This window comes from Seonamhaeicola maritimus (genome assembly GCF_008056315.1).
GTDB classification, from domain to species: domain Bacteria; phylum Bacteroidota; class Bacteroidia; order Flavobacteriales; family Flavobacteriaceae; genus Seonamhaeicola; species Seonamhaeicola maritimus.
This window is the reverse complement of sequence record NZ_VRKQ01000008.1, coordinates 350,754-376,969: the sequence shown is the minus strand read 5'-3', so window position 1 is coordinate 376,969 and position 26,216 is coordinate 350,754. Positions and strand designations below refer to the sequence as shown.

Annotated in this window: 17 protein-coding genes and 1 tRNA gene; all 18 read right to left on the bottom strand. The window is 33.9% G+C overall.

Annotated elements, in window-relative coordinates:
* Position 1: 1 nt before the first annotated feature.
* Entirely contained in the window at positions 2 to 2,281 is a 2,280-nt protein-coding gene (locus FUA22_RS01585; RefSeq protein ID WP_147765918.1) for a heparinase II/III domain-containing protein, read from the bottom strand.
* Positions 2,282 to 2,285: 4 nt separating this feature from the next.
* Positions 2,286 to 4,613, bottom strand: coding sequence for a chondroitinase-B domain-containing protein (locus tag FUA22_RS01580; RefSeq protein ID WP_147765916.1), 2,328 nt, complete (start codon positions 4,611 to 4,613; stop codon positions 2,286 to 2,288).
* Between the two features lie 86 nt (positions 4,614 to 4,699).
* Positions 4,700 to 6,043, bottom strand: coding sequence for a T9SS type A sorting domain-containing protein (locus FUA22_RS01575; RefSeq protein ID WP_147765914.1), 1,344 nt, complete (start codon positions 6,041 to 6,043; stop codon positions 4,700 to 4,702).
* Between the two features lie 167 nt (positions 6,044 to 6,210).
* Positions 6,211 to 8,829, bottom strand: a complete 2,619-nt coding sequence (locus FUA22_RS01570; RefSeq protein WP_147765912.1) for a chondroitinase-B domain-containing protein — start codon at positions 8,827 to 8,829, stop codon at positions 6,211 to 6,213.
* A gap of 267 nt (positions 8,830 to 9,096) precedes the next feature.
* A complete protein-coding gene (locus FUA22_RS01565) occupies positions 9,097 to 9,861 on the bottom strand; it encodes an SDR family NAD(P)-dependent oxidoreductase (RefSeq protein WP_147765910.1) in 765 nt (254 codons plus the stop codon).
* Positions 9,862 to 9,882: 21 nt separating this feature from the next.
* Positions 9,883 to 10,995, bottom strand: a complete 1,113-nt coding sequence (locus FUA22_RS01560) for a polysaccharide lyase family 7 protein (RefSeq protein ID WP_147765908.1) — start codon at positions 10,993 to 10,995, stop codon at positions 9,883 to 9,885.
* Positions 10,996 to 11,046: 51 nt separating this feature from the next.
* A complete protein-coding gene (locus FUA22_RS01555) occupies positions 11,047 to 12,321 on the bottom strand; it encodes an Nramp family divalent metal transporter (RefSeq protein WP_147765906.1) in 1,275 nt (424 codons plus the stop codon).
* Between the two features lie 22 nt (positions 12,322 to 12,343).
* On the bottom strand, positions 12,344 to 14,224 hold the full coding sequence (gndA, locus tag FUA22_RS01550) for an NADP-dependent phosphogluconate dehydrogenase (RefSeq protein WP_147765903.1): 1,881 nt from the start codon (positions 14,222 to 14,224) through the stop codon (positions 12,344 to 12,346).
* A gap of 32 nt (positions 14,225 to 14,256) precedes the next feature.
* On the bottom strand, positions 14,257 to 15,279 hold the full coding sequence (locus FUA22_RS01545; protein WP_147765901.1) for a polysaccharide lyase family 7 protein: 1,023 nt from the start codon (positions 15,277 to 15,279) through the stop codon (positions 14,257 to 14,259).
* Between the two features lie 23 nt (positions 15,280 to 15,302).
* Complete coding sequence (locus FUA22_RS01540) at positions 15,303 to 17,615, bottom strand: chondroitinase-B domain-containing protein (RefSeq protein WP_147765899.1); 2,313 nt, start codon at positions 17,613 to 17,615, stop codon at positions 15,303 to 15,305.
* Between the two features lie 294 nt (positions 17,616 to 17,909).
* Positions 17,910 to 17,983: transfer RNA gene (locus FUA22_RS01535), tRNA-Arg, on the bottom strand.
* A 6-nt stretch (positions 17,984 to 17,989) separates the two neighbouring features.
* Positions 17,990 to 18,439 (bottom strand): GatB/YqeY domain-containing protein, encoded by a 450-nt coding sequence (locus FUA22_RS01530; protein WP_147765897.1) that lies wholly within the window; start codon positions 18,437 to 18,439, stop codon positions 17,990 to 17,992.
* Between the two features lie 113 nt (positions 18,440 to 18,552).
* A complete protein-coding gene (gene ftsZ / locus FUA22_RS01525; protein ID WP_147765895.1) occupies positions 18,553 to 20,502 on the bottom strand; it encodes a cell division protein FtsZ in 1,950 nt (649 codons plus the stop codon).
* 54 nt (positions 20,503 to 20,556) lie between these two features.
* Complete coding sequence (gene ftsA / locus FUA22_RS01520; RefSeq protein ID WP_147765893.1) at positions 20,557 to 21,864, bottom strand: cell division protein FtsA; 1,308 nt, start codon at positions 21,862 to 21,864, stop codon at positions 20,557 to 20,559.
* 3 nt (positions 21,865 to 21,867) lie between these two features.
* A complete protein-coding gene (locus FUA22_RS01515) occupies positions 21,868 to 22,560 on the bottom strand; it encodes a cell division protein FtsQ/DivIB (protein WP_317132074.1) in 693 nt (230 codons plus the stop codon).
* A gap of 16 nt (positions 22,561 to 22,576) precedes the next feature.
* On the bottom strand, positions 22,577 to 23,929 hold the full coding sequence (gene murC, locus FUA22_RS01510; RefSeq protein ID WP_147765892.1) for a UDP-N-acetylmuramate--L-alanine ligase: 1,353 nt from the start codon (positions 23,927 to 23,929) through the stop codon (positions 22,577 to 22,579).
* Positions 23,926 to 25,023 (bottom strand): undecaprenyldiphospho-muramoylpentapeptide beta-N-acetylglucosaminyltransferase, encoded by a 1,098-nt coding sequence (murG, locus tag FUA22_RS01505; RefSeq protein ID WP_147765890.1) that lies wholly within the window; start codon positions 25,021 to 25,023, stop codon positions 23,926 to 23,928. The genes murC and murG overlap by 4 nt, the downstream gene beginning before the upstream one ends.
* On the bottom strand, positions 25,023 to 26,216 hold the full coding sequence (locus FUA22_RS01500) for an FtsW/RodA/SpoVE family cell cycle protein (protein WP_147765888.1): 1,194 nt from the start codon (positions 26,214 to 26,216) through the stop codon (positions 25,023 to 25,025). The genes murG and FUA22_RS01500 overlap by 1 nt, the downstream gene beginning before the upstream one ends.

The following is a 26,216-nucleotide window of genomic DNA, read 5'->3' as shown; positions in this document are numbered from 1 at the left end:
TTTATTTGTTTTCTGTAAACATGTAAGCACCTTCCCAGGTATACTCTATATTGTTTATTGTTAATTTATGTTCTACACCTTTATCATTATTTTCGTTTGAAATGATAAAGACTTTTGATTTATCTTTTTTTGTTTCAATTTGAATTGCAGTATATTCCTTTGAATTATGCATTACAGAAATGTTTTTGATATTACTATAAGCGTTAACTGCTAGTTCAGATACAGGAGAATATGTTCCGTGTGATTCTATAATTGAAACAAACAAGGCATCTTTTACATCCTTCTTCCTTAAGATTAATGTTTGCTCATTCCGTAGATTAAAGTCCGGATCATTTGCTCCGATCCTGCCAAAAATAAGTTCATCATTTTTTGAAGTTACCGCTGAATATGTATAAAATTTATTATTTAACAACCAGTTTAATTTGATGTTACTTCCATTAGCAGATGCACTGGCTTCCTTATATAAATGCTGATATCCATCTGACTTTCCTAAAACTTCTGGCTCATTCAATTTGTTATATTCAAAATCGGCTTGCATAATATGTCCTAAAAAGAAAAATGGCAAATCATACTGATTTGACTTTTCAGAAGATACTCTCATTATATCTAACACATAAGGGTTATTATAATCTTCATCCTTGATTGTAACCATAGTTCTATGAAGCTTAGTTCCCGGATACGCATTTTCTTCTTTTGCACTTGCAACTTGAATATTTTCATCTGCTACACTAAATACATACTTGTTTGAATGATGTTTACTACCTATATCATATTTACCCTTAAACTGTGATTTTTCATTTTGTGTAATTGTATTATGTGCTATGGTTTGTTTTGCCCAAGTTTTGTTTTCCTTTAAGTAATTACCACCACCTTTTTGTTCAATATTCACAAAACGACCCATGCCGTAATCTTGAACAACCTCATTACCATTTTCAAATAAAGCATATGATAACTTATCAAAATGCCCATGACTCAATCCGTGTGCCGTATATTTAAACACCAACTCCCAATCATAACTACGTATAACTCCAACTGCACCTTCGTCTCCGTTGGCACCATCAGATAACTCAATGGATTTTTTAATAAACGGTTTTTCTTTACCTGCCTTTATACCTAAGGCTACAGCTAAACCTGCATCATCTAAGGTAACTTCATCTTGCTTTTTGGCAATACTTAATAATCCTGGATCATTACCTCCAAAATGATATCCAATATCTACAGTAGATATTAAGGATGCATTGAAATAGGACATACCTTTTTGAGCATCATTTAACAAAAAGAAATCACCATCAACATCAGATAAATTTAATAAAGCATTCACACTTTTTATAAGCACACCATCTTTATACTCAAATACCTTATGTTCTGGTTTTTTATTTTGAAGCGCCTGGGCAAAAATTAAAAAGGGGTAGGAAGCGTAACGCTGATAATAAGGTCCTTCGGTAAAATAACCATCTGGTGAAAAAGGTTCATCAACATTAGCATAAAAACCTATTTTCTGGCCATCTTTTCTAATATAACCTCCATCATTATCTTTTTCATCTGGATTAAAATTAACATCTTTAACACCATTTAATGCTCTATCTAAAAGAGTATCATCACCCATAGCCAATGCCATCATTCCTACAGCCGAATTACCCCAAGTAGCATGATTATGAACACGATTAAAAAATTGTGGGTTCTCCTTTGATATATAATCAGCAAAAGGTCTAAACAAATCTGTTTCTAAAGTATTGCGTTCTTCTTCTGTTAAAAAATCGTAAATACAATCATAAGCTTGACTGGTATAAACCAACCAATTAGAATCATTTAAACATTGCCAAAATAGTTTACCTCTAGCATAAGACCTTGGTTTTGGATGAACAGGCCATGTTGGATACTGTCTTGCATAGTCAAACAACATATCTTTAACAAATTGAGCATAGGTGTCATCTTCAAGAATTTGATATAAAACACCTGCTTTTTGCATTAACACATAATTCTTTTTATGAGTCTCATGGGTGTATCCTCCTGAATAATCTTTTGGAACAGGAACATCAAAACCATTTTCAATTTCAGTATCAACCTCTTTTTTAGTAGCAGCTAGCGTTTTATCAAATATGGGGATACTACCTAAATTTGCTCTAATTTCTTTAACACCTTGTTTTGTTAATATTAAACTTGGATGTGTTGATTCTGAAACCGAGTTTATCTCTTTGGTTTCTTTTTCTTTACAAGAAAATACAACCGCAATTGTAAGTGCTAATAATAAACTTGATTTTATATATTTTGATACTTGCATAGCGTTATTTTGAAATTACACCTAGATCTAATCCGTCAGTTCCTTTACCTTTTAAAGAAGAGTTGTCACCTAAATAAAAATCGTCTTTCAGATTAGGATCAAATTCCCAAAGATTTTTTACGTTATATTTTTCATCACCAGTCACCGTAATTTTATCAGAATTGTAAAAATTGTTATTGAATACGTTCACTATAGGCTCTCCTACCACTAAATGCATATTAAGCCCTTTGGAATTATTGAAAATATTATTATTAATATCATTAACCTGAACACCGTATAATGATATGGCTACTTGGTATTTGTTCTTCTTACCATGCCCCACATTATCTAACACGTTATGATCTACTTCCAAAAATGGCCCAAATGTGCTTTCATCCTTTCCTCCTCTATATAATCTCAAAGCAGCTCCCTGAACATCCTTAAATATATTATTTTTCATTATAAAATACTCAACGTTGTATGCTCCAATATCATCAGTTTCTTTATCTAAAGCCGTAACATGTCCAGTGATATTTTTGAACGTTGAATTGGTAATGCTGATGGTATCTGCAAATGTTCCTTTAGAAACTCTTAATACATCAAATGAATGATTTACTACTAAATTTGAAAATTCACAATTATCAATAAACAATTTATAGTTCTCTGTCATTGATTTTTTACTAGTACTTATTACCGCATTTCCAGCATAGTCTGGAGATTTAGCACCATCAAACAAAATATTCTCAATTGATAAGCTTCCTCCGTTTTGAATTTCAAAAGCCATCATACGCTCAAACAATATGGTTGCTTTTTCTTTTCCAAAAGTTTTAATTGTTAAAGGATGTTTTACTTTAGCCGCCTTAGTAAGTAAATACGTTTCTCCCGATTCTAGTACTAAAACATCTCCTGGCTGAGAATTATTAGCAGCATCAAACAAACTATTCAATTCCGCTTTTACTTGAATAGTTTTTCCGCTGTTCAACGCCACTAATGATTCCTCTTTTGTATACCAGCTTACGCCAGTGTTTTGTTTTGTTGCAATATTTGGACTTATTTCAACCTTTGTTTTTATTTTGTCTGATTGAGGGATTAAAAAACCTTGTGCGTTTTTCACCAATTGAATATCAGCATTTTCAAAACCACTAGAAATATCTGTTTTTAAATCTTTTCCTTGGATGTTATTTTGAAAACTAACCCCACTTATATCATCATAAACAGTGAATAAATTACTTTTTGATTCATGATAAAAAATGTTATCTGACATCTCAGAGTTTTTAGGCGGTGTACTCCTTTCTGAATCACTTCCAGCACACAGCTGAATATGGTCACAATTAATAAAAGTGTTGTTATTTACTTTAGAATCTATAACTGGCACATAACGATTAGGTGGTGAATTTGGGACACCATTCATCATAACAAAAGCACCTCTAAAACGATAACCCGTTAAACCAATATGATAATTATTAATAACTGTTTGGGTTTCATTGATTACACGAACCCCTCCGGTACTAGGTTTACCATTACCAATAAACACATTACCATCTACCATAGTTTCATTTCCATGACGCATGGTTAATGTTCCTGTACATTCAAAAAAAGTATTATACTTAAAGGTGTTCTGACAAGCCTTATTGGAAATAATTTCATGTTCACCATTACATCTATCAAAGTAATTGGACTCTACCAAAGTATTAGAGTTTTCAAGAGCGTGGTGACTTGTTCCTATCCTTAGGGTTTCGCCTCCGTTATTGCCAAAGGTTGGACGCGGTCCAAAATAGTTATGGTCAATTTTATGTTTGTTTTCTCTACTTTCCTTGGTATCTAAACCAACAATCATGGTAACACCTAAATTCTTTTTACCAACAATATGATTATGGTCAATACGATTATTTTTTCCGTAGATGGTTACCCAATAATCTTGCACATGGCGTTCTGGATTATTATAATTATCAATAACGCATTCTGTTAAACGACAATTATTTGCCATTTCTTCTCTATTCTTTCTAAATGAAATAACCGCATTTGTTGGCGTATATCCGTTTTTAAAAACTAAACCTTCAACAACTAAATATTCTCCAGAAATTTGAAGATTTGATTGCCCTTCCAGAGTAACTTTTCCTTTTTCCTCTACTGATAATGTAATTGGGTTTTCTTTAGTTCCTTCACCTTCAAAAACCAATTCAGCATTGTTCCAAACGCCATTGGCAAGTATAATGACATCACCTGGTTGTGCTTTAGAAACAGCGTTATTATACTCAGAAATATTTTTTACAAGAATACCTGATTCATTTGCACCCTTCTTACAAGAAGAAATAAAAACACAAACTAAAACAAGAAGAAACAATCTATTCATAAAAGAATTTTAAAATAATTGAGATAAAAAGAAAGCCTTTACTTATTAATAAAGACCTTCTTTTGTCAACTAAACTATACTACTTACTATTCAACTACTATTTTTTTGTTTAGAGCACCTTCAAAGGTGTCTATTCTTAAAACATATATTCCTGAATTAAGATGAGAGATATTTAATTCCTTAGAAGCTAACCCTTTTTGTGCAAAAACTTGTTTACCTAAAATGTCATAAATTTTTATTGATGACACTTCAATATTGTTAGATTCTATTGTTACAATATCCTTAGCAGGGTTAGGGTATATTTTGAAGTTTGACGCAATAAAATCTTCATTTGAAAGTGCAGCAAAATCAACATTAACTTCTCCAATTGTTGCCCCATGATCGCTAAGATTTGAACTTTGCAATGGATCTGCTGGAAAATTTCTATCATCCGTACTACTGAATCCCCAATCAGGATATGAAAGTGAATTTAAACGACCGGCCATCCAATCATCATTATGAATAGCATCCATAGTCGCTGAATTCCCAGTCTTAGTTCCCTGTCTTGCCACATAACTAGGATACTGGTTAAGGGCTACTATTGAGGCAGACGGGAAAGTAGAAGTATCATAAACGATAGTTTGAGCAACTGGTAGGGCTCCATCAGGATCTTCAGCAAAAATAATTCCGCTATAAGCATATTCTGTAGTATCATCATCATCCAGGATAGTAACCGCATCATAAATAGTCCAAGCTGTAGCTGCACCATCAAGTACGCCATCAGGACCTGTAGTATCAACAAGTTCGTTTTTTGGGTTACCTGCAGTTGATTTCACAATCATATATGTAGAACTCTGGTCATTAAAACTACCATCATACCCTATATCCGGTGTTCTAGAAGAAATATTGAATTTATTCAGAGTTTCATTAGTCCCGTCACTTGGGTTTTCATCGGTCCAATCTATAGTATCTGCAACTAATTGTACAGTAACAACGTTAGCACCAGAACTCGCCAAAGCCGTAGCCCAAGGGTTAATCCACTTAGTACCACTAATATCAAGACCAACCAAGTCTACTGCACCAGTACCATTGTTCATTGTAACATCTGCAACTATAACTAAAATTCCATTCGCTCCAAATTGCAAACCACTTAAATCTATTGCATCTTGCACATCTCCTACAGCCTCATCATCGCCATCAATTGCAATAAAGTATACATCATTTTCTATTGTGGCATTTGGTGTTCCTCTAAATTCATAGTATTCTATAACATCATCTACATCAGACTGATATGGCTCTAATGACGCATTATCAGAATCATTTATAAAACCACTTGAACTGTTTGGTGAGCTTGCTACTATTTCACTTATCCAATATTTAGTATTATCATAAGTTTGCGAATACCCTAAAAAAGTAATTAGCAATAATGTAAAAAGTAATTTTGTTTTCATACTATATAATTTAAAGGTTAGAAACTAAAAATGAACATAAATAAGAAAGGCTAAAAGCTAATGTTTTTTGGGAAACCAAACTGGTAAACCAATTTGGTTTCCCAAATATAATTATTATTAGACGTTTTCCAAATTTTATTTTGTTAAAATATTTGTGTTTCAGTCAATTAATGAGAAACAATGATCATTTTAGATGCACTTAAACCATTTTCATTCGAAAAATTAATAAGATAGGTTCCGTTTGATAATGATGAAATATCAAGCGAAGTTTCAGATTTAGGAGTACTTTCAACTTTGTTTAGCACATGTCTACCATCTAAACTATAGACATGAACTTTACTAATACCAACTCCCGAGGTTTTAATATTTAAAATATTTTTAGACGGTACAGGAAATATAGATACACTATCTAAATCTATATCGGTAGTTGATAAGCCATTTTGAGTGCCAAAGAATTCAATTTCTGCAATAGTACTCCAAGCGCTTGTTCTTGTATCTCCAGCACTATTAAATCTTCCAAAACCAATCATTTTTACATAGCGCGCAGTTTCTGTAATTTCATATTGATTGAAATCATTTGTGCCGGTTTTTGTTGTTAATAACAGGGCTCCAGTAGTTGGCAATATCATAGTGAAATCTCCGGGATCTGTTCCTGTGGTTGACATCCAAACTTGATATCCAAAAGGATCAGATTTATCGGTGGTGCTAAACTGTATTAAATCTAGATCGTAATCAGCACCCAAATCATAAATAATGTATTCGCCATCTCCTTTGTAATCTCCACCAACAAGTGCACCATCTTCTGCGGCCCAAATAGATGAATTGGAATTAACTTTATCTAGAGTTTTATATACATTCTCTTCAGGTTTTCCAGGATTAAATTCTGTAGACCAAGAATGAATAGAAACTGGCCCACCTCCAGACACATCATTAATAAGATCATACAAGGACGTTAAATCTGCCCCTTCTTGAGTAACCGTTAAAATTCTAACAATACCATCACCTCCGGGGTCTTGAGTAAATGTTACCGTACCAACTCTTTCAGTAGTTGTTGCATTTTCAGTTACTGTAACAGAAACTGTTGCATTTCCAGTACCTGATGTAACATCAATAGAAATCCACCCATCATTAGACACTGCAGACCAACCTACATTAGCATTAACTGTAACATCATAACTACCAGCCTCTGGCACAAGTGGAGACAAACTACTAACAGTTAAAGATTCTATAACTTCAATAGTACAATCACCATCAAGTATAGAGTCACCATCATGATCTATAAAACAAGCACCAATGCCGTAACCAACCATTTCATCTGTTGTTGGGGCATAAGCTCCCATATCGGCACCTTTACCTGCAGAACTAGTTCCTGAAAACGTAAAGATCTCACCATCGGGAGTTGCAGTAATTGCATTCTCTTCAGAAAAACCTGTGGTCGTAGCACCTAGCATAGTCCCTGTATAAACATTTCCAGAATAAGTTAATGAGGTACCAAGGTTATCAAATGCACTAGCACTATCACCCGAAATTACATCTGAATGCCTTGGAGCACTATTATCTTCAAAATAAATTAAGTTATTAGACACTGTTCCGGTTGGATCGGTAGACCCTTTATCTTCATTATAATACAGTGGTGCATTAGTATTTATAATGGTATTATTAGAAACGTTAATATTTTCAGATTTTTGATAGCCGTTTGAAGTACTTGTAGAAGAACAAACAACAGCAGCACTACTGCCGCCTCCTATAAACGTGATACCGTTATTCCACTTGGCTTGGTCAACAACTGTTATACAATCTTGAATGTAATTATTTGTTATTGTATGGTTACTATCGGTAATTCTAATACCGCCTGTACCATCAACATTATGACCTAAAAAGTAATTCCCATCAACAGTGGCATCAGAACCATGACGCAATACTAAAGACCCTCTACATTTTCTAAATGTGTTATTAGTATATATGTTGCCTTTACTTTTGTTAGTGATAATTTCATTTTCACCATCGGCCTCAACAAAATAATTATTACTCACTGTTACATTACTATTTACATTTTGGTATTCACTAGTACCAATTCGTATTGTTTCACTATCTCCAGAATTACTTAAGGAGGGATCCATTTTCGCATATTTATAGAAATAATTATTGCTAATTGTATGACCAACTGTTGTGCAACGATTATCTTCGGCATTGTATTGATATTCTGCTAAAATCAAAGCACCTGCACTTACTTTATTCATAAATGAACAGTTAATTACCGTATTATAAGTGCCGTACAATACAATCCATCTGTGTTTTGTAATCGAATTATCGGCTATATCATCCGCGACGTCGTCTGGATGTATTCCCAGACCATCGATAGCACAATTCTGAATGGTACTATGATTTGCATAATCAGTACCATTTCTAAATTGAATAAAATTGCTCGCGCCGTAACCACCCTGCCAGTGAAAACCATCTACAACTACATAATCTCCACCAATATTCATTTGTAAACCATTATCAAAAATAACCCCACCTGGTGTTTCTGCTCTAAATGTAATAGGCTTATCTGCCGTACCGTTACCAACAAAGTCTATACGAGCATCAGAACTGTAAGTATTATTTGCCAATATGATTACATCTCCGGGCAGGTAAGTCTGATCCTCTAATTTTTCAGGATCATCAATATTATAGGTCATATCTTGAGAAAACAACGTTACAGAGTATAATAAAGCTAATACAAATAGTACTGCTTGATTATTTATAAGTTTAAACTCTTTTAAGAGAAAGGTAATTTTAATCATGACTAAATATTTAGTTTAATGGAGAATTTTTTATTGGTTAACCACACTGGTTTACCAATTTTGGTTTACCAAAAATACAAATATTATTCACTTTTCAAAATAATTTTAACTATGTTTATTTTGATAATGATTCAACTAATGCATTGATAGCTAAGTAATTAGAACAAAAGTAAATCATAAGAAAGAAATATATCACTTGTTAGTTTGAGTACTGATTTTAAAATATCGGTCTCCGTTCCGTGTTGCAAACAAAAAACTAATAGGGAATTACATGTTGTAAACGCCTCCGTTGATGTCTAGTGTGGCTCCAGTAATAAATCCGTCGTATTCGGATGCTAAATATAATACTGCTCTTGCTACATCATCGGCGTTACCTGCTCGTTGGATTGGGATACCAGCCGTTGTTTCAGCCGCTGACTCCTTTGTTGTATGTGTATTGTGAAATGAAGTCCCAAGAATAAGACCTGGAGCAACGGCATTAACCCTTGTTCCTTGAGGACCCAATTCAGAAGAAAGCGCTCTTGTAAACGTTAAGATAGCTCCTTTACTAGTAGAATACACTAGAGAACCTGGGTGCCCTCCTTTTCGACCTGCAAGTGATGCTAAATTGACTATACTGCTGTCCTCGTTTTTTGCTAGATGCGGTGATGCAGCTCGCGTTACAAACATCATAGAGGTGAGGTTAATATCCATAACCTTATTCCAGAATTCAGTTTCCATTTCGTTGAGCATTCTGCGGGCAACAAGTGATCCTGCATTATTGATTAATATGTCTAGACCACCAAAAGCCTCAACAGCTTTATCTACCAAAGCATTTGCATCCGTTTCATTAGTTAAATCACCACTAATGGCAACAGCTTTTTGCCCTTTGCTAATAGCATACGCTTTCAATTGGTTGGCAGTATCAGCACTAGAAAAATAGTGAATTGCAACATTAGCACCACTATCTATAAAGTGTTTAGTGATTGATTCCCCTATGCCTTGAGCACCTGCTGTAATAAGTATGTTTTTGCCAGTTAATTTATTTTTCATAATGTTTATTCCAAAATTATTTTAATCATTTTTAGTAAAATAGCCTTCATTAGATACAGCTGCATCACTTACCTGAATACTTGCTTTTTTAAACCAAACTTCAGCATAGTTTCCGTCTTTATATTGTTTTTGAATATCACCAGCATGCGTCTCAGCTCCAGAACACCAGTTTCTGTTTACTTCAGGAGATTTTCCATTCGTCTGATTGTAAGAACCTAGCTTGAAAAAACAACCTTCGCCAGCGTAGGCATTTTTACGTTCTACACCGTCCTGACCAATAGGAAAGAATAAATCTTTAGTTTGCTGAGGAATATCAGCAGTAGTTGTATATTCAGATACTAATAAGTTTTTTGTAAACGTTTTAGTTTCGTGCCCATCGCTACTAAATTTTAAACTCATAATACCATCCTTAACCACGATTTCATAACTAAATTCTTCGCCCAATGCAATGCCGACCTTAGGCTCTTCTGGATAGGTGTTTTCAGTAGAGCCAACAACAGAGAAATCGTTGCCCCAAACTGCCGTTGAATAATCCCATCTCCCTGAATTATCATCACCTGCCGTGTTGATTTCGTAATGCCAAAACACCGAACCTTTGGTATGACCAGGGAATTTTTTGTAGAATATTTTTAGCGGTTCGTTTTCAAATTCATCAGCGCTATGAATCTGACCTACAACTACAGCATACGAAGCCGCTACACGAGCATCACCAGTAGCCGACACATTCATTACTTTGAGTGTAGCCGTTAGTTTATCATCAGCAGTTGCAGGATACCATTTTTTCACCTGAGCCAATTCGGTTCTTGTATTGTTTGAAGTTCCATGTGTATCGCCTCCATTAGGCGATTTAAAAACGACCCAATTCACTTTGTCATAATTTGTGGTATAAAAGAAATCTTTATGTTCAAAATTGTTTGGATGACCTGCATTTGAGCCATCACCTAAAATTAAATTCCAATGGTTGGAAAACGAAATAACATCGCTTGCAAAAAGTGCTTTATTGTCTTCTTTTTTAGCAGTACTAGAGCTTATTGAAGCATCCTGCTCTTTTAAATTTTTCTTACAACTATTTAGCACTAATAAGACACCAAGAATTAACACCAACGAGCTTACTTTGACAATAAATTTATTCATATAAACTAAATTTTATTCATTTTAAAATCACTTTCTTAATAGCATATGACATTAAAAATATTCAAACAATGCCAAAACCCCATTATACGAAATAATACAAGCGAAAAGCAATGAAGCAAATAAGCCAATATTTACAAAAAGACTAGTTTTATAACCTTTCATGACTTTTTTATTGTTAACCAAGAATATGATTCCAAGAATAACAATGGGTAAAACAAACACATTGAACACCTGAGATAAAATCTGCATTTCAATAGGGTTTGCTCCAAATACTGGCACAATAAGCGCTACTAAACAAGCAATAAATGTGATGATTTTAAATTGGCGTGAACTGGTATCTAGCGTTCCTGATTGATAATCGGCTAACAGCAAAGGCGCTATTAATAAACAAGGAAATATTGATGATAAACCTGCACTTAATGTTCCAAAAAAGAAAATACTAACCGCCAAACTACCAGCTACTGGTTCTAAAGTATTTGCCATATCTAGTACTTGAGTTACTGGTTTGCCTTGATGAAACAAAGCACCACATGCTACTGCCATAACTACACCACTAATTACAAACACTAAAATAGCCGCTGTTATAGCATCATTCTTTTGGCGTTTTAGATCTTTTATGGTCCATCCTTTTCCTTTTACAAATAGTGGGCGCGACAAGAATGTAGCTGCCGCCATAGTAGTTCCAACAAAAGCCGCCACCATCATTTTACCACCTGGAACCTCTGGAATGGATGGTATTAATCCCATAACCACATCTTTTGGTAATGGATACACAAAAAACAGAGAAATAATAAATGAAAGTGCCATAAAAGTCACAAAAATGACCAATATCTTTTCAAAAAATGTGTACTTCCCTACTAATAACAAACCATAAAAAACAGCAATAATAACAATGGCTATTATTAAAACGGTTTCATATTTATAATCTACTAGCCCCTCAAAATTCATTGCAAATATTTCATAAAGCATATTAGCAGAAATACCAAGAATACCCATTAAAGAATTCCACTGCCCGAAGGAAATACCAATGATTACCATAATAGCAAGTACTTTACCTCCTTTAATATACTTCTTGAAACCATACAGTCCTGTTTCTCCTGTTATTAATCCATAGTTTCCATAAGCAAACATTAAAATTCCGGAAAACAAACAACTTAATAGTAATACCCAAAGCAATTGCATACCATAGGTACTTCCTGCTACAATCATTGAAGTAACACTACCTGTGCCAATAGTATAACCAATGGCAAATATTCCAGGGCCAAAACCTAGGACTAAAGCAATTATCTTTTTTAAAAACGAATTTTTAGTTTCAGTGTTTGGCATAATGTGGTGGTTTAGTTAGTTATTAATTCCAGTTAGTATGATGAAAATCCCCTGAAAGGTCATCTATTCTTTGGTAGGTGTGTGCGCCAAAGTAATCGCGTTGTGCTTGTATTATATTTGCTGATGAATTTGATGTTGTGTAGGCATTTAAGAAATTAACTGATTCACTTAAACAGGCAACAGGCAGTTCTCTTAAAATACATTCTGCAACTACTTTATTTATTGATGGCTTCAATTCCTTTAACTGACTAATAATTGATGGATTGGTTAATATATTATCATCTTCTTTTAAAACAGGAATCAACGCTTCCGCAAAATCAGACTTTATAATACAACCATTGGTCCAAATTCTGGCAATTTCACTTAAATTCAAAGTCCAACTATAAGCTTTTCCGGCTTCTGATATTAGCTTTAATCCTTGATAGTGATTAATGATTCTCCCAAATTGATACGCATTTAGAACATCATCTGAATTAAGGTTTAATTCTGAAGGGCTAATTCCGAATTTTTCATTCGCGTTACACCTTTCTTCTTTATAAAATGATGTATAACGAGCAAATAATGCCGAAGCAATCAAGGTACTTGGAGCTCCCAATTGTGCGGTAGCAATAGTGGTCCAATTTCCGGTTCCTTTGTTACCGGCTTTATCCACAATTTTATTTACTAGCCAATCATCTCCATCCTTCTTTCGTAATATATCTACTGTAATTCCCAACAAGTAACTATCAACATCAGATTTCCAAGATTCTAATATATTAGCAATTTCATCGGGGTTCCTACCCATGGTATTAAAAATGGTATACACTTCAGCCAATAACTGCATTTCAACATATTCAATGCCATTATGAACCATCTTTACAAAATGTCCGCTACCCTCTTCACCAACATAGGTACAACATGGCAGACCATTAGTGTCTTTAGCTGCTATACCTTCTAGATAAGGCTTTACCAACTCATAGGTTTCTTTATTTCCACCCGGCATAATGGACGGCCCCTTAAGCGCACCTTCTTCTCCTCCAGAAACACCAACGCCAATAAAATTTATGTTCTTTGATTTTAAATAATCGTAACGTTCTTTAGTCTTTAAATAATTTGAATTCCCACCATCTATGAGAATATCACCATCGGACAGATAAGGAATTAAATCATCAATAACCATATCGGTAATCTTACCCGCATTTACCATGAGCATGATTCTTCTTGGTATTTGTAACGAGTTTACAAAAGCTTCTACATTTGAAAATGGTTGAGATTTTTCCAGTTCAGAGTGGGCATTCTTAAAATCTATGGCAATGTTTTCTTCAGAACCTTTTACCTCTCGATTGAAAATGGAAATATTAAAACCTTTTTGAGCCAAATTTCTACTTAAACTCTTACCCATAACACCTAAACCAAATAAACCAAACTCCGATTTCATATCTAATTCTTTCACAATTTTTTTGACAATTTCTTCTGGTTTTAAACTAATATCAAGTTGCAACGCGTTTATAGGCTCTTCCAAAGTATCAAACTGTGATTGCAACAAAGCAGAACTCATAAAATGACCTGAACGCTTATTGACACGTTCTTCTATTTGATTGAATGAACCTGAAAGATACACCCACATGCTTTTACTCTCTATCCCCTTAGACAGTATATCTCGATACATTTGCTTTAGCCCTGAACAGACAATAACGCAGCTATTATTTTCAACCTGTTTCTTCCCTAATTCATTCAAGGTTTGCAACCAACCAAAACGGTCTTCATCATTCAAAGGTATTCCCTTTGACATCTTAGCAACATTGGCTTCTGGGTGAAAATCATCCCCATCAAAAAATGGAATTTTTAAAGCTTCGGAAAGTAAGTTCCCAATGGTGCTTTTTCCACAACCAGAAACACCCATAATATAAATTACTTGATTCATAACTGTATTTATATACTGTTACTAAAATACAATTACTCGATATTTGGTAATGTTCCAGGACCTAAAGCCCCTTCTTTAAACCAAACTTCAGCATAACTCCCATTTTCATATTGCTTAGCAATGTCTCCATTATAAGTTTCTGATTTAGTAGCTTTTCCGTTAGCTTGATTATAAGCTCCTTGTTTAAAAAATTGCTTCTCTCCAGCATATGCAGTATCACGTTCAACTCCAACCCGTCTTTTTGATGAATACCAATCTAACACTTGTTGGGGAATTTCAGATTCTTTATGAAAATCTGATTTTAATAAGTTTTTAGTGAATGTTTTTGTTTCATGTCCTTCACTTGCAAAAGTCAAATACATAATACCTTTATAAACATTAACTTTATAACTAAATACTTCACCTATAGATATCCCATCTAAAGGTTCCTCCGGATAAATATCTGAAGCCGGACCCAGTACGGAAAAGTCATGTCCCCAAACTACAGTAGAAAAATCCCAACGCCCATCGTTTTCACCTTCTGTATTGATTTCATAATTCCAGAAAACAGAGCCTTTTTCATGTCCAGGAAATTTCTTGTAATAGATCTTTAAAGGTTCATTTTCATGTCCTTCATCACTATGTATTTGCCCAACCACAACTGAGTAAGAAGAGCGTGCAGTTGCATCTCCTGTAGTAGACACATGCTTTACTTTTAAAGTTCCGGTTAATTTACCTCCTTCTTCTGGTATCCATCGTTTTTTTTCTCCCAATTCAGTTCTTGTGTTACTAGAATTTGGAGATGTGATTCCAGAATTAGGCGTCTTATAAACAACCCAATCCCCATTACTATCATTTTCAACATAGAAAAAATCGTTCTTTTCAAAACCTATTAAATCTTTAGAACGTGTGCCATCACCTAAAAGAATTTGCCATTTGTCCATAAAAGGAATAACATCACTTGGAACCTTTTTAACAGCTTCTATTTGAATTGTTGTTTCAGAAGTAGTTTTAGCATTGTTCTTACAAGCAAAAAAGCATAAAAGGACAACTATAGTTAATACTGATTTTTTCATTTTATGATATAATTTTAAGTTGCTTAATACATCAACTTCAATTTAAGATTCTCTTCAACCACTATTTTACCAGAATTAGAAATAGTATTGTTAGCATGCGAATTGTTTTTGGCTCCCCAAAGTAAGGCCACCAATTTTATAGGGTTGTTTTTAAATGTATTATCAGAGATATCTACATTAACAATACCTCTGGTATTTATTAGAATCCCGTTTTGTTCTTTGCCTCCACAATTTGTAAATGTGCTATTAGTAAGAATAAGATTTCCTCCAATGGTTGACTCATCATATCCTCCGCGGTAATAATCAATCACATTTTCATTTACATTATTGAATTTACAATTAATAATAGTTAAATACTCAGTATTATAATCTCCTCTATCATTTGTTTCTTCTGAAAGCTCTAAACCATTATTACAATTTGATATTGATGTGTTTTCAATGGTAATTCGTTCTGCAAATGATTGTTTATATGCTTTTAAGGCGAAATTGAAATCTGTAATTTCACAATTTGAGACCGATAACCCAAAATGTGTATACATATTCTCCTTTAAGGAAGCAAAAGCTTGTTGGGTTCCATTTCCTTTTAAATTAACACTCTCTACAATTAGGAACCCTTTTGGATGCAATTCAAATAAAGGTGTGTTAGCTTCACCAGAATAATTTAATGATGTTTTAGATACATTTTCAGCTTTAATAGTTATACCTTTTGAGATCACTAAAGATTTATTAACATTTAACACTCCATCTTTTAAAAGAATTATATCTCCATTTGAAGCTTCATCTATTTTCTCTTGAAGGTTGTCACCATCAGTAACCTCAATAGTTTTAGCCTCTGATGCTTCAACCTCATCAGAATACCAACTTGGACCGTATTTGGATTTATCTAAAATAGAAGGGCTACTAGCATTGGTGTTTACCACGGCACCAATGCTATTATTTGAATTTCTTGAATTACCAAAAAGATCTTTTGATATTTTTTCAAACTCAAACCCTTTATAAGCTTCAACATCTAAATTTGATGCTTGTACTAATATATTTTCTCCAACTTCGCTTAGGTCAAAACTTACGTTTTGAATACCACCATCATAATCATTAAATGGAACTCCCTGATTGTTTACAACATTACTTTTAAAGATTACACCATCTGCCTTATCATGCTCTACAACCAGTTTTTCAGCACCAACCTCATTATAAAGTACATTATTAGCAACAATAGTTCTTAAAGGTCTTGCAGAACGAATTTCAGATGCAGGTAATACATCTTTCTGTGCTAAATTTTGCCCTACTCCAAATTGCCAAGGCGCATCACAATTAATATATGTATTATAAGCAACAACTACATCAGTAACTTGATTATAACGGTTTAATGGTGATTTTGGAATACCGTTCATTACTGCCAACGGGCTTCTAAAACTCTTTCCTTTAAGATTGAAGAAATAATTGTTGGTTACCCAATGCCCTGTATTTATAATTCTTATGCCGCCAATATTTTCATTCTCTCCGTCACCAATAAAGTAGTTACCATCAATAGTACAGTAATTTCCATGTCTTGTTACTAGTGAACCCTCACTTTTATAAAATACATTATTTCTAAACTCATTGAAATTTGTTTTACTTGAAATAATTTCAACTTCGCCATTACATTCTTCAAACAAGTTATTAGCCACCATCGTGTAACTTGGAGACATAGATGAATAACTATCACCTATTTGAATTGTCTCCCCGCTAGCTCCACCTTTAGGCGGTCTTGGACCAAAATGATTATTTACAATTTGATGATAATTACTAATGTGTTCATTACCTTTTAAATCGACTCTAATAGTTGGACCACGATTTGTTTTCCCAGTGATATAGCAATTACTTAATGTGTTATGTCTTCCCCAAAATTGTATCCAACGGTCTGAATCGTCACGACTCATTTTATTAAAGTCTTCAATAACGCTATTTGTGAAGGTACAATGATTTGCAATAGTCTCTTTGTCAATTCTAAAAATAACTACTGCTTCATCTGGAGAATACCCATTTCTAAAATGAAGTCCGTCAACCACTAAATAATTCCCTCCGAATTTTAAGCTGGATACACCTTCAATAAAAACTTCTCCAGGAGTCTCTACATTTATAGTAATTGGTTTATTTACTGCTCCTTCAGCTTTGAATTTTATTTCTACATCTTTCCAAACACCATTTGCTAAAGTTATAATGTCACCCGGTTGCGCTTTTTCAATTGATGCATTGAGCTCTGAAATATCAGTAACTAAAACACCTGATTTAACAGAATTATTATTACAGGAAACAATAAAACTTGCGACTAAAACAAGGAGAAAGAACTTTTTCATAAAATCAAGGATTAACTATTAATTTAAAGATAAGAAAAGAAAGCCTTTATACTCATAAAGACTTTCTTTTAAACTAAACAACTATTCAAAACCTATAAACTCAACTATTTACTATTCTTTATTAATTTGTTTGGAAAACCAATCTGGTTAACCAATTTGGTTTTCCAAATATAGGAATTATTTTTTGATTACCAAATTTTTTAGCAACTAATGATTCTCTTGTTCTTATCTTAATAAAACAAAAACCTCGCAGCTTATATAAGCTACGAGGTTTTAAAATTAAAATTCATTAAGTGACCCCGGAGGGATTCAAACCCCCAACCCTCAGAGCCGAAATCTGATGCGCTATTCAGTTGCGCCACGGGGCCATTATTTTAAGATAATTTTGCTCTTACGATATTTGAAATAGTTTTACCATCTGCTTGTCCTGCTAATTGTTTACTTACAGCACCCATAACTTTACCCATGTCCTTCATACCTTCTGCACCAATCTGCTCAATAGTCATTACAACAACTTTCTCAATTTCTTCTTCACTTAAAGCTTCCGGTAAAAACTGACTGATAACATCAACCTCTGCTAATTCTGGTCCTGCAAGATCTTGCCTACCTTGTTCAATATAAAGAGCAGCACTATCTTTACGTTGTTTCACCTGCTTTTGGAGTATTTTAAGCTCTTGCTCTTCAGTTAACTCATCTCCTGCTCCGCTTTCTGTTTTGGCTAGTAAAATTGCTGATTTAACAGCTCGTAAAGCCGTTAAAGCTGTTTGATCTTTAGCCTTCATAGCTTCCTTCAAAGCAGTCATTATATCTTGTTGCAAACTCATAATCTCAAATTTAGAATGCGAAGATAAAAAAAGAACTTCCCTTTGTGAAATTAAAAACCCGAAAAGCTGAGGGAGATTTTTCGGGTTTTTATTAATAAGTAAGTCAGTGGGTCTTAATCTACATTATCATGTAAAAACGAATTGTTACTTCTTAATTGAATATCATCATTATCATCTAAGCCAACACTTGTTCTTGAGATATCATTTTCTGATGAATGCTTAACATCACTTAAATCAACCCCTTGTCGTTTATAAGCTGGTACTTTTTCTATATCATCAATTTTTGCGTTATTGAATTTATAATTAAAATCTTTCATTTTACGTCTTCGTTCCTCAGCTCGTTCCTTTAATAATTCTGAAATTGGGCTATTCATTGGGTCAATCTCTTCAGCAACCTCTTCTACAATTTCTTCTTCTACTACCTTTTTTTCAAAAACAATTTCTTTATCGAGCTCTTCTAAAACTTCTAAGTCATTTTTCTTAACATTCATTGCAGACTCTAATTCAATATAGTCATCTAAGGCATAACGCACTTCCCCATCCTCATTGGATTCCGTAACCGTTATGAGCTCTATATAATCTTTTACAGGAATCTCTTTAAGATCGTCATTTAAATCATAAGAAACCACTTCTTCTTTTATTTCCTCTTCTTTCTCAACACTAGAAAGAGGCAAATCAAAGGTTAAAGTAATTTGCTGTTCATCGTCATTGTTAGAAGACTCTTCAACATCAGTATCCATTTTAGTTACCGGCTTAATTACAAAGTCCTCTTCTTCTTCTTTAATAGCTTTAACTTCTTCATAAACCACATTCATGTTTTTGAGAATCTCTGAAGTTGGTATTAAATCTATTTCTTGATTATATAGCCCTTCTTTTTTAATTGATTCCTTAACTATAGGCTTAATATCTTCTTCGACATCTATATCTAATGTATGACGTACAATAAGTTCTTCTTTCTTTTCTAACTCAATTATTGGAGCAATTATAACCGGCTCCTTTTCAACAGGACTCAGATCTTGCTCCTCATTTAAGGAATGAATTACCTTTTTAGTTTCCGTATTAGAAATTTCATCTTGTTGTTCTATATTAAATCCAGTTGCGATAATTGTTACGGCAATTGACTCTTCAAGTGATTCATCTTCACCCACACCCATAATAATATTGGCACCATGACCAGCTTCTGTTTGAATATGATCATTAATTTCACCTATTTCATCAATGGTAATTTCATGAGTCCCCGATACTATCAGTAACAACACATTTTTAGCGCCAGTAATCTTATTATCATTTAGTAGCGGAGAGTCTAAAGCTTTTCTAATAGCATCTTGTGCACGATTTTGACCAGACGCCACAGCTGACCCCATAATAGCAGTACCACTATTACTTAAAACGGTTTTAGCGTCACGTAAATCTATATTTTGAGTGTAATGATGGGTAATAACTTCTGCTATACCACGAGCAGCGGTAGACAACACCTCATCTGCTTTCGAAAAACCAGCTTTAAAACCAAGATTCCCATAAACCTCTCGAAGTTTGTTATTATTTATTACAATTAAAGAATCTACAACATCTCTAAGTTTTTCTATTCCTTTTTGAGATTGCTCAATACGCATTCTTCCTTCAAACTGAAATGGCATTGTTACAATTCCAACTGTTAAAATGTCTAAATCTTTAGCCATTTTAGCAATGATTGGTGCAGCTCCTGTTCCAGTACCTCCGCCCATTCCAGCAGTGATAAATACCATTTTTGTGTTAGTATCTAACATTTGAGAAATATCCTCAAAACTTTCAACGGCAGATTGCTCACCAATATCTGGGTTAGCTCCTGCACCTAATCCTTCAGTCAAGTTAACGCCTAACTGAATTTTATTTGGCACACCACTGTTTTGAAGTGCTTGGGAATCTGTGTTACAGATGTAAAAATCAACGCCTTTAATTCCTTGTTGAAACATGTGATTAATGGCATTACTTCCACCTCCACCAACACCAATAACTTTAATAACGTTCGATTGATTCTTAGGTAAATCAAACGCAATACTTTCGAATTCTTTGTTGCTGCTCATAAATTCTTTTTTACTGGGGTTTTGTACTATTTTTTTTATTCAATGGATATATTGTTACTCTGCATTATCTAGAAAATCTTTAACTCTTTCAGTTAACTTATCTAGAAATGATCGTCTTTCTTTTTTTGGTTCTTCTCTAATCTCCTCGGTTTGGTTTTCTTCCGCAACATCCTCTACCTCTTCTTCTTCAATCTTTTTTCTTTCCTGACGTTTCAATCCGTCTAACACCAAACCAACTGCAGTAGCATATAATGGACTTGTAATATCTTCATCACTATCACCAGCTAAATGCTCATTAGGATACCCTATTCTGGTGTCCATACCTGTAATATATTCAACTAATTGCTTTAAGTGTTTTAATTGGCTTCCGCCTCCCGTTAAAACAATACCTGCGATAAGTTTTTTCTTTTGCTCTTCGTGGCCATAGTTTTTAATTTCAACATAAACCTGCTCAACAATTTCTACCACACGGGCATGAATGATTTTAGACAGGTTTTTAAGGGTGATTTCTTTTGGTTCCCTACCTCTTAAACCTGGAATAGATACAATTTCATTGTCCTTATTTTCACCAGGCCATGCAGAACCAAATTTTATTTTTAAAAGCTCAGCTTGTTTTTCAATTATTGAACAACCTTCTTTAATATCTTCAGTTATAACGTTACCCCCAAATGGGATAACCGCCGTATGACGTATTATACCATCTCTAAAAATAGCCAAATCTGTTGTTCCTCCTCCTATATCAATCAAAGCTACTCCTGCTTCTTTTTCTTCTTGACTTAAAACTGCATTAGCAGACGCTAAAGGCTCCAAAGTAATACCGTCTAAATTTAAACCAGCACTCTGAACACACCTTCCAATATTCCTAATAGAAGAAACTTGACCTACCACCACATGAAAGTTGGCTTCTAATCTTCCTCCATACATTCCAATAGGTTCTTTTATTTCTGCTTGCCCATCAACTTTGTACTCTTGCGGTAATACGTGAATAATCTCTTCTCCTGGAAGCATTACTAATTTGTGTACCTGATTAATCAACCTATCAATATCATCTTCATCTATTACATTTTCAGAGTTAGGCCTGGTTATATAATCACTATGCTGTAAACTTCTAATATGTTGTCCTGCAATTCCAACTGTAACGTCTTCAATTTTCAAATCTGCAGCAGCTTCAGCCTCTTGAACTGCCTGTTGAATGGATTGAATGGTTTGTGTAATGTTATTAACAACACCACGATGAACACCCAAACTTTTAGATTTTCCTATACCCAAAATCTCAACTTTACCATATTCATTCTTACGACCAATCATGGCCACAATTTTGGTGGTTCCTATGTCTAATCCTACTGCTAAATTATGTTCCATAGTTTACTTTTTGCTACACACTACTTGGTTGTCAAATTGCAAATTGACTTTTTTATAATCTTTTAAGGTTCCTTCTTTCGAGCTTTTTTGATAAAACGCTTTTAGATTATTTACTTTTTTATCTAATAATTTTACATCTCCTAACTGAACCAAAAATTCACATTGACGTAACCTTAAAAAAATGACCTTATTAATGCTCTGATGAATCTCAATTACATTCTTTTTTAAAAAGTCATCATTCTTAATTTTTTGAGCTACTTTAAAAATGTTTTTTAAATTATTTTTTTCAACATAACCTGTAACCAGTGGTACTCTAGCCGAATAATTTCTTGACAAAGGCATAAACAAACCTTCATCATCAATATAATACGAGGCATTAGTACTAACCCGTGCAATAGGTGTTTTTTGTTCAACCTTGGCATTAAGTGTTCCATTTACAGCAACATAGACCTCAGCTGATTTTATCATTGGATTAGATTTCAGGGCTCTTTCTAATTCATTCAAAGCTAAAGTTTCTTTTGGCACATTTTTAAGGCCTCCAGAATTTTGTATTAACAATTTACTAACATTCTCTTGGGTGACATACAGGTTGTTTTCACCAACAAATTCAATACTTGGTTTTGAAACAATTCTTATATCATTTTTATGAGATGCAAAAGCGTACAAAAACACTATTAACCCCAATAAAACTAGCATTTTTATGTAATTCCAATTAACTCGCAACACTAAGTCCTTTTTTAATTTTATTCACCTCTTCTCCAATATCTCCTGCACCAATGGTTAAGATTATTTTCGCATCACTTTCTTGAATTTTTGAAAGCATTAATTCTTTACTTACCAACTGCTTATTTTCATTATCAATCTTACCCAATAACCAACCTGAAGTAACCCCTTCAATTGGTAATTCTCTGGCAGGATAAATGTCTAACAATAATACTTCATCAAACTGTGCTAGACTTTCAGCAAATTCATTTGCAAAGTCTTTTGTTCTACTATACAAATGCGGTTGAAAAATTGCTAACACCCTCTCATCTGGATACATTTCTCTTACGGCCTGATGTACGGCATTTATCTCTTCTGGATGGTGCGCATAATCATCAACAAAAACTAAATCATCGGTTTTTATATGATATGTAAACCGTCTCTTAACACCTTTAAAAGATGCTAAAGCTTTGGCGAGCTGCTGGTGAGGGCAACCATACTCCACAGCCATCGCCAAGGCTATTAATGCATTCGACAAATTATGTCTACCAGGTAGGTTAAAGTGTATATTTTCTATGACTTCTTTTGGTGTTTTCACATCAAACATGTAAGTGCCATTTTCTATTTTTATATTTTGGGCTGAATAATTGGAACCATCTTCAATACCATAAGTGATTCCATCAATTGGTAACCCACTTTTTACAAAAAGTTTACCTTTTGGTTTAATTCGTTTGGTAAACTCAATAAAAGATTCTTTTAAAGCATCTGCTTCTCCATAAATATCTAAATGATCTGCATCCATTGAGGTAATGCATGCCAAATTAGGTGAAAGCGTTAAAAAAGACCTATCAAACTCATCAGCTTCAACCACCGAAACTTTAGCTCCTTTTAAAATTAAATTTGAGTTGTAGTTCTCTGTAACTCCTCCCAAAAATGCCGTTACCTCAACATTACATTCAGCCAATAAATGACCTAAAATGCTTGACGTAGTAGTTTTACCATGAGTACCAGCTACTGCCAAACAGAATGTATTCTCAGTAATTAAGCCTAAAACTTCAGAACGTTTTAAAACTTGAAATTGATTGTTCTTGAAATAAGTTAATTCTGAATGACTTTTTGGAACTGCAGGCGTGTACACCACCAATGTGTTTGCAGGATTTAAGAAAGATACTGGTATATTCTCTGCACTATCTTCAAAATGAACGTCAATACCCAAATTACTTAAAGCACCAGTTATTTCGGTGGCAGTTTTATCATAACCCACAACATGCTTTTTATTAGCTTTAAAATATCTTGCCAAAGCACTCATACCTATACCGCCAATACCAATAAAATAGATGTTATGTATGTTTTTTAAATTCATTCTTTTTTTAGTAGTTTTTCTACTTCATCAACTATGTCTTTTGTGGCATTCACCAAGGCTAATTTTTTAATATTATCACCCAAATCTTTTTGTCTTTCAGGTGAAGCCATTAACTGTGAAAATTTGTTTTCAAAATCAACATCTAAATCTTCCTCTTTTAAAATCATAGCAGCATCATTGTTGACAATTGCCATTGCATTTTTGGTTTGATGATCTTCAGCTACATTTGGTGAAGGAATAAAAATAACTGGTTTACCTACAATACATAATTCTGAAACCGAACTTGCACCAGCCCTAGAAATAACAATATCTGCTGCTGCATATGCGCTGCCCATATCATTTAAAAACTCATAAACCTGAACATTATTAGTATTGTTATAGATTTTGAATTGCTGGTAATACAGCTTACCGCACTGCCAAATGATTTGAACATTTTGTGTATCGAAAAAATCTAGTTCCTTTTCAATTAATTCATTAATTCTTCTTGACCCTAAACTTCCTCCTAAAACAAGTAATGTGTATTTGCCATGTTTTAAGTTAAAGTGATTTTTAGCCTCAACTGTTTTAGAATTGACATCAAGCAAATCCTGACGTACCGGATTTCCAGTTTTTATAATCTTTTCTTTAGGAAAAAACCGTTCCAAATTATCATAGGCTACACATATTTTTTGTGCTTTTTTAGATAATAATTTATTGGTAATTCCTGGATATGAATTTTGTTCCTGAATTAAACTCGGAATTTTATTAGACGCAGCCACATACAACAATGGTCCGCTTGCAAAACCACCTGTTCCTATAGCGACATCTGGTTTAAAAGATTTTATGATTTTACGAGCTCTCCAAAGGCTACTAATTACTTTAAATGGGAATGATAAATTCTTTAATGTTAAACTACGCTGAATTCCAGAAATCCAGAGCCCTTTAATATCATAACCTGCTTGAGGCACTTTTTCCATCTCCATTCTATCTTTTGCCCCTACAAACAAAAATTCAGCCTCTGGGTAACGAGATTTTAGCTCATTTGCAATAGCAATGGCCGGATAGATATGACCTCCCGTTCCGCCTCCTGACAATATGACTTTATAATGACTCATTAAATAGTTTCTGAAAGAATCTCCAACGGATTATCTTCTATATTTTCTTGTTCCTTTATTTCTTCTCTTTTTGCACTAACACTAAGAATAATTCCAATAGCTAAACAGGTCATCCAAATAGAGGTACCCCCGCTACTTATTAGAGGCAATGTTTGCCCTGTTACAGGAAACAATTCAACAGCTACAGCCATATTTATTAAAGCCTGAAATACTATTGGCAAGCCCACACCTAAAACCAACAATTTCCCGAAAACTGTATCTGATTTTTGTGCTGCTATGACTATTCTGAACAACAACCACATATACAAAACCATAATTGTTGCGCCCCCTATTAAACCGTATTCTTCTATTATTATAGCAAAAATGAAATCTGATGATGATTGTGGTAAAAAATTCTTTTGCCTACTCTTACCAGGACCTAAACCTTTAACCCCTCCAGATGCAATAGCAATTTTTGCTTTTTCAATTTGATAATCAGCTTCGGAATCTTCGCCATTAGAAAAACTTTCTATTCTACTCATCCAAGTATCAACCCTATTGGGCATTGCTTCAGGAAATGCCTTCGCAACTAAAACAAACAGCGAAAGCATCAATACTCCAGACCCAATAATGACGAACAAATATCTTATTGGATACCCTCCTAAAAATGTCAAAACGGTAACCATTAAAAATATTATTGCTGCAGTTGATAAATTAGATGGAAGAATTAACCCTAACACAAGGAATACAGGAATCCAAAGTGGCAAAATAGACTCTTTAAATTTTATTTTTTTATCTTTTATTTTAGACATATATCTTGCCACATACACCATTAACACCACAGATGCCAATGTGGATGTTTGAAAAGACATACCAACAATTGGAATCTGTATCCACCTACTTGCATTAGCCCCTTCAATGGTAGTGCCTTGTAACATTGTAACCCCTAGTAAAACAAGAACAATAGGAATCATTATTAGAGAAAGCCCTCTAAAATATCTATATGGGATTTTATGCACACCATACATGATGGCAAACCCTAAAAACAGGTGCATAAAATGCTTTATAAAAAACGTAAAAGTATTACTACCACCACCTTTGTAAGCCAAATTACTGGCAGCACTATAAACGGGCAAAAACGAGAGAATTGCTAACAATGCAACAATTGCCCAAATTAAACGATCTCCTTTTATGTTTTTAAAAAGCGCTTGCAC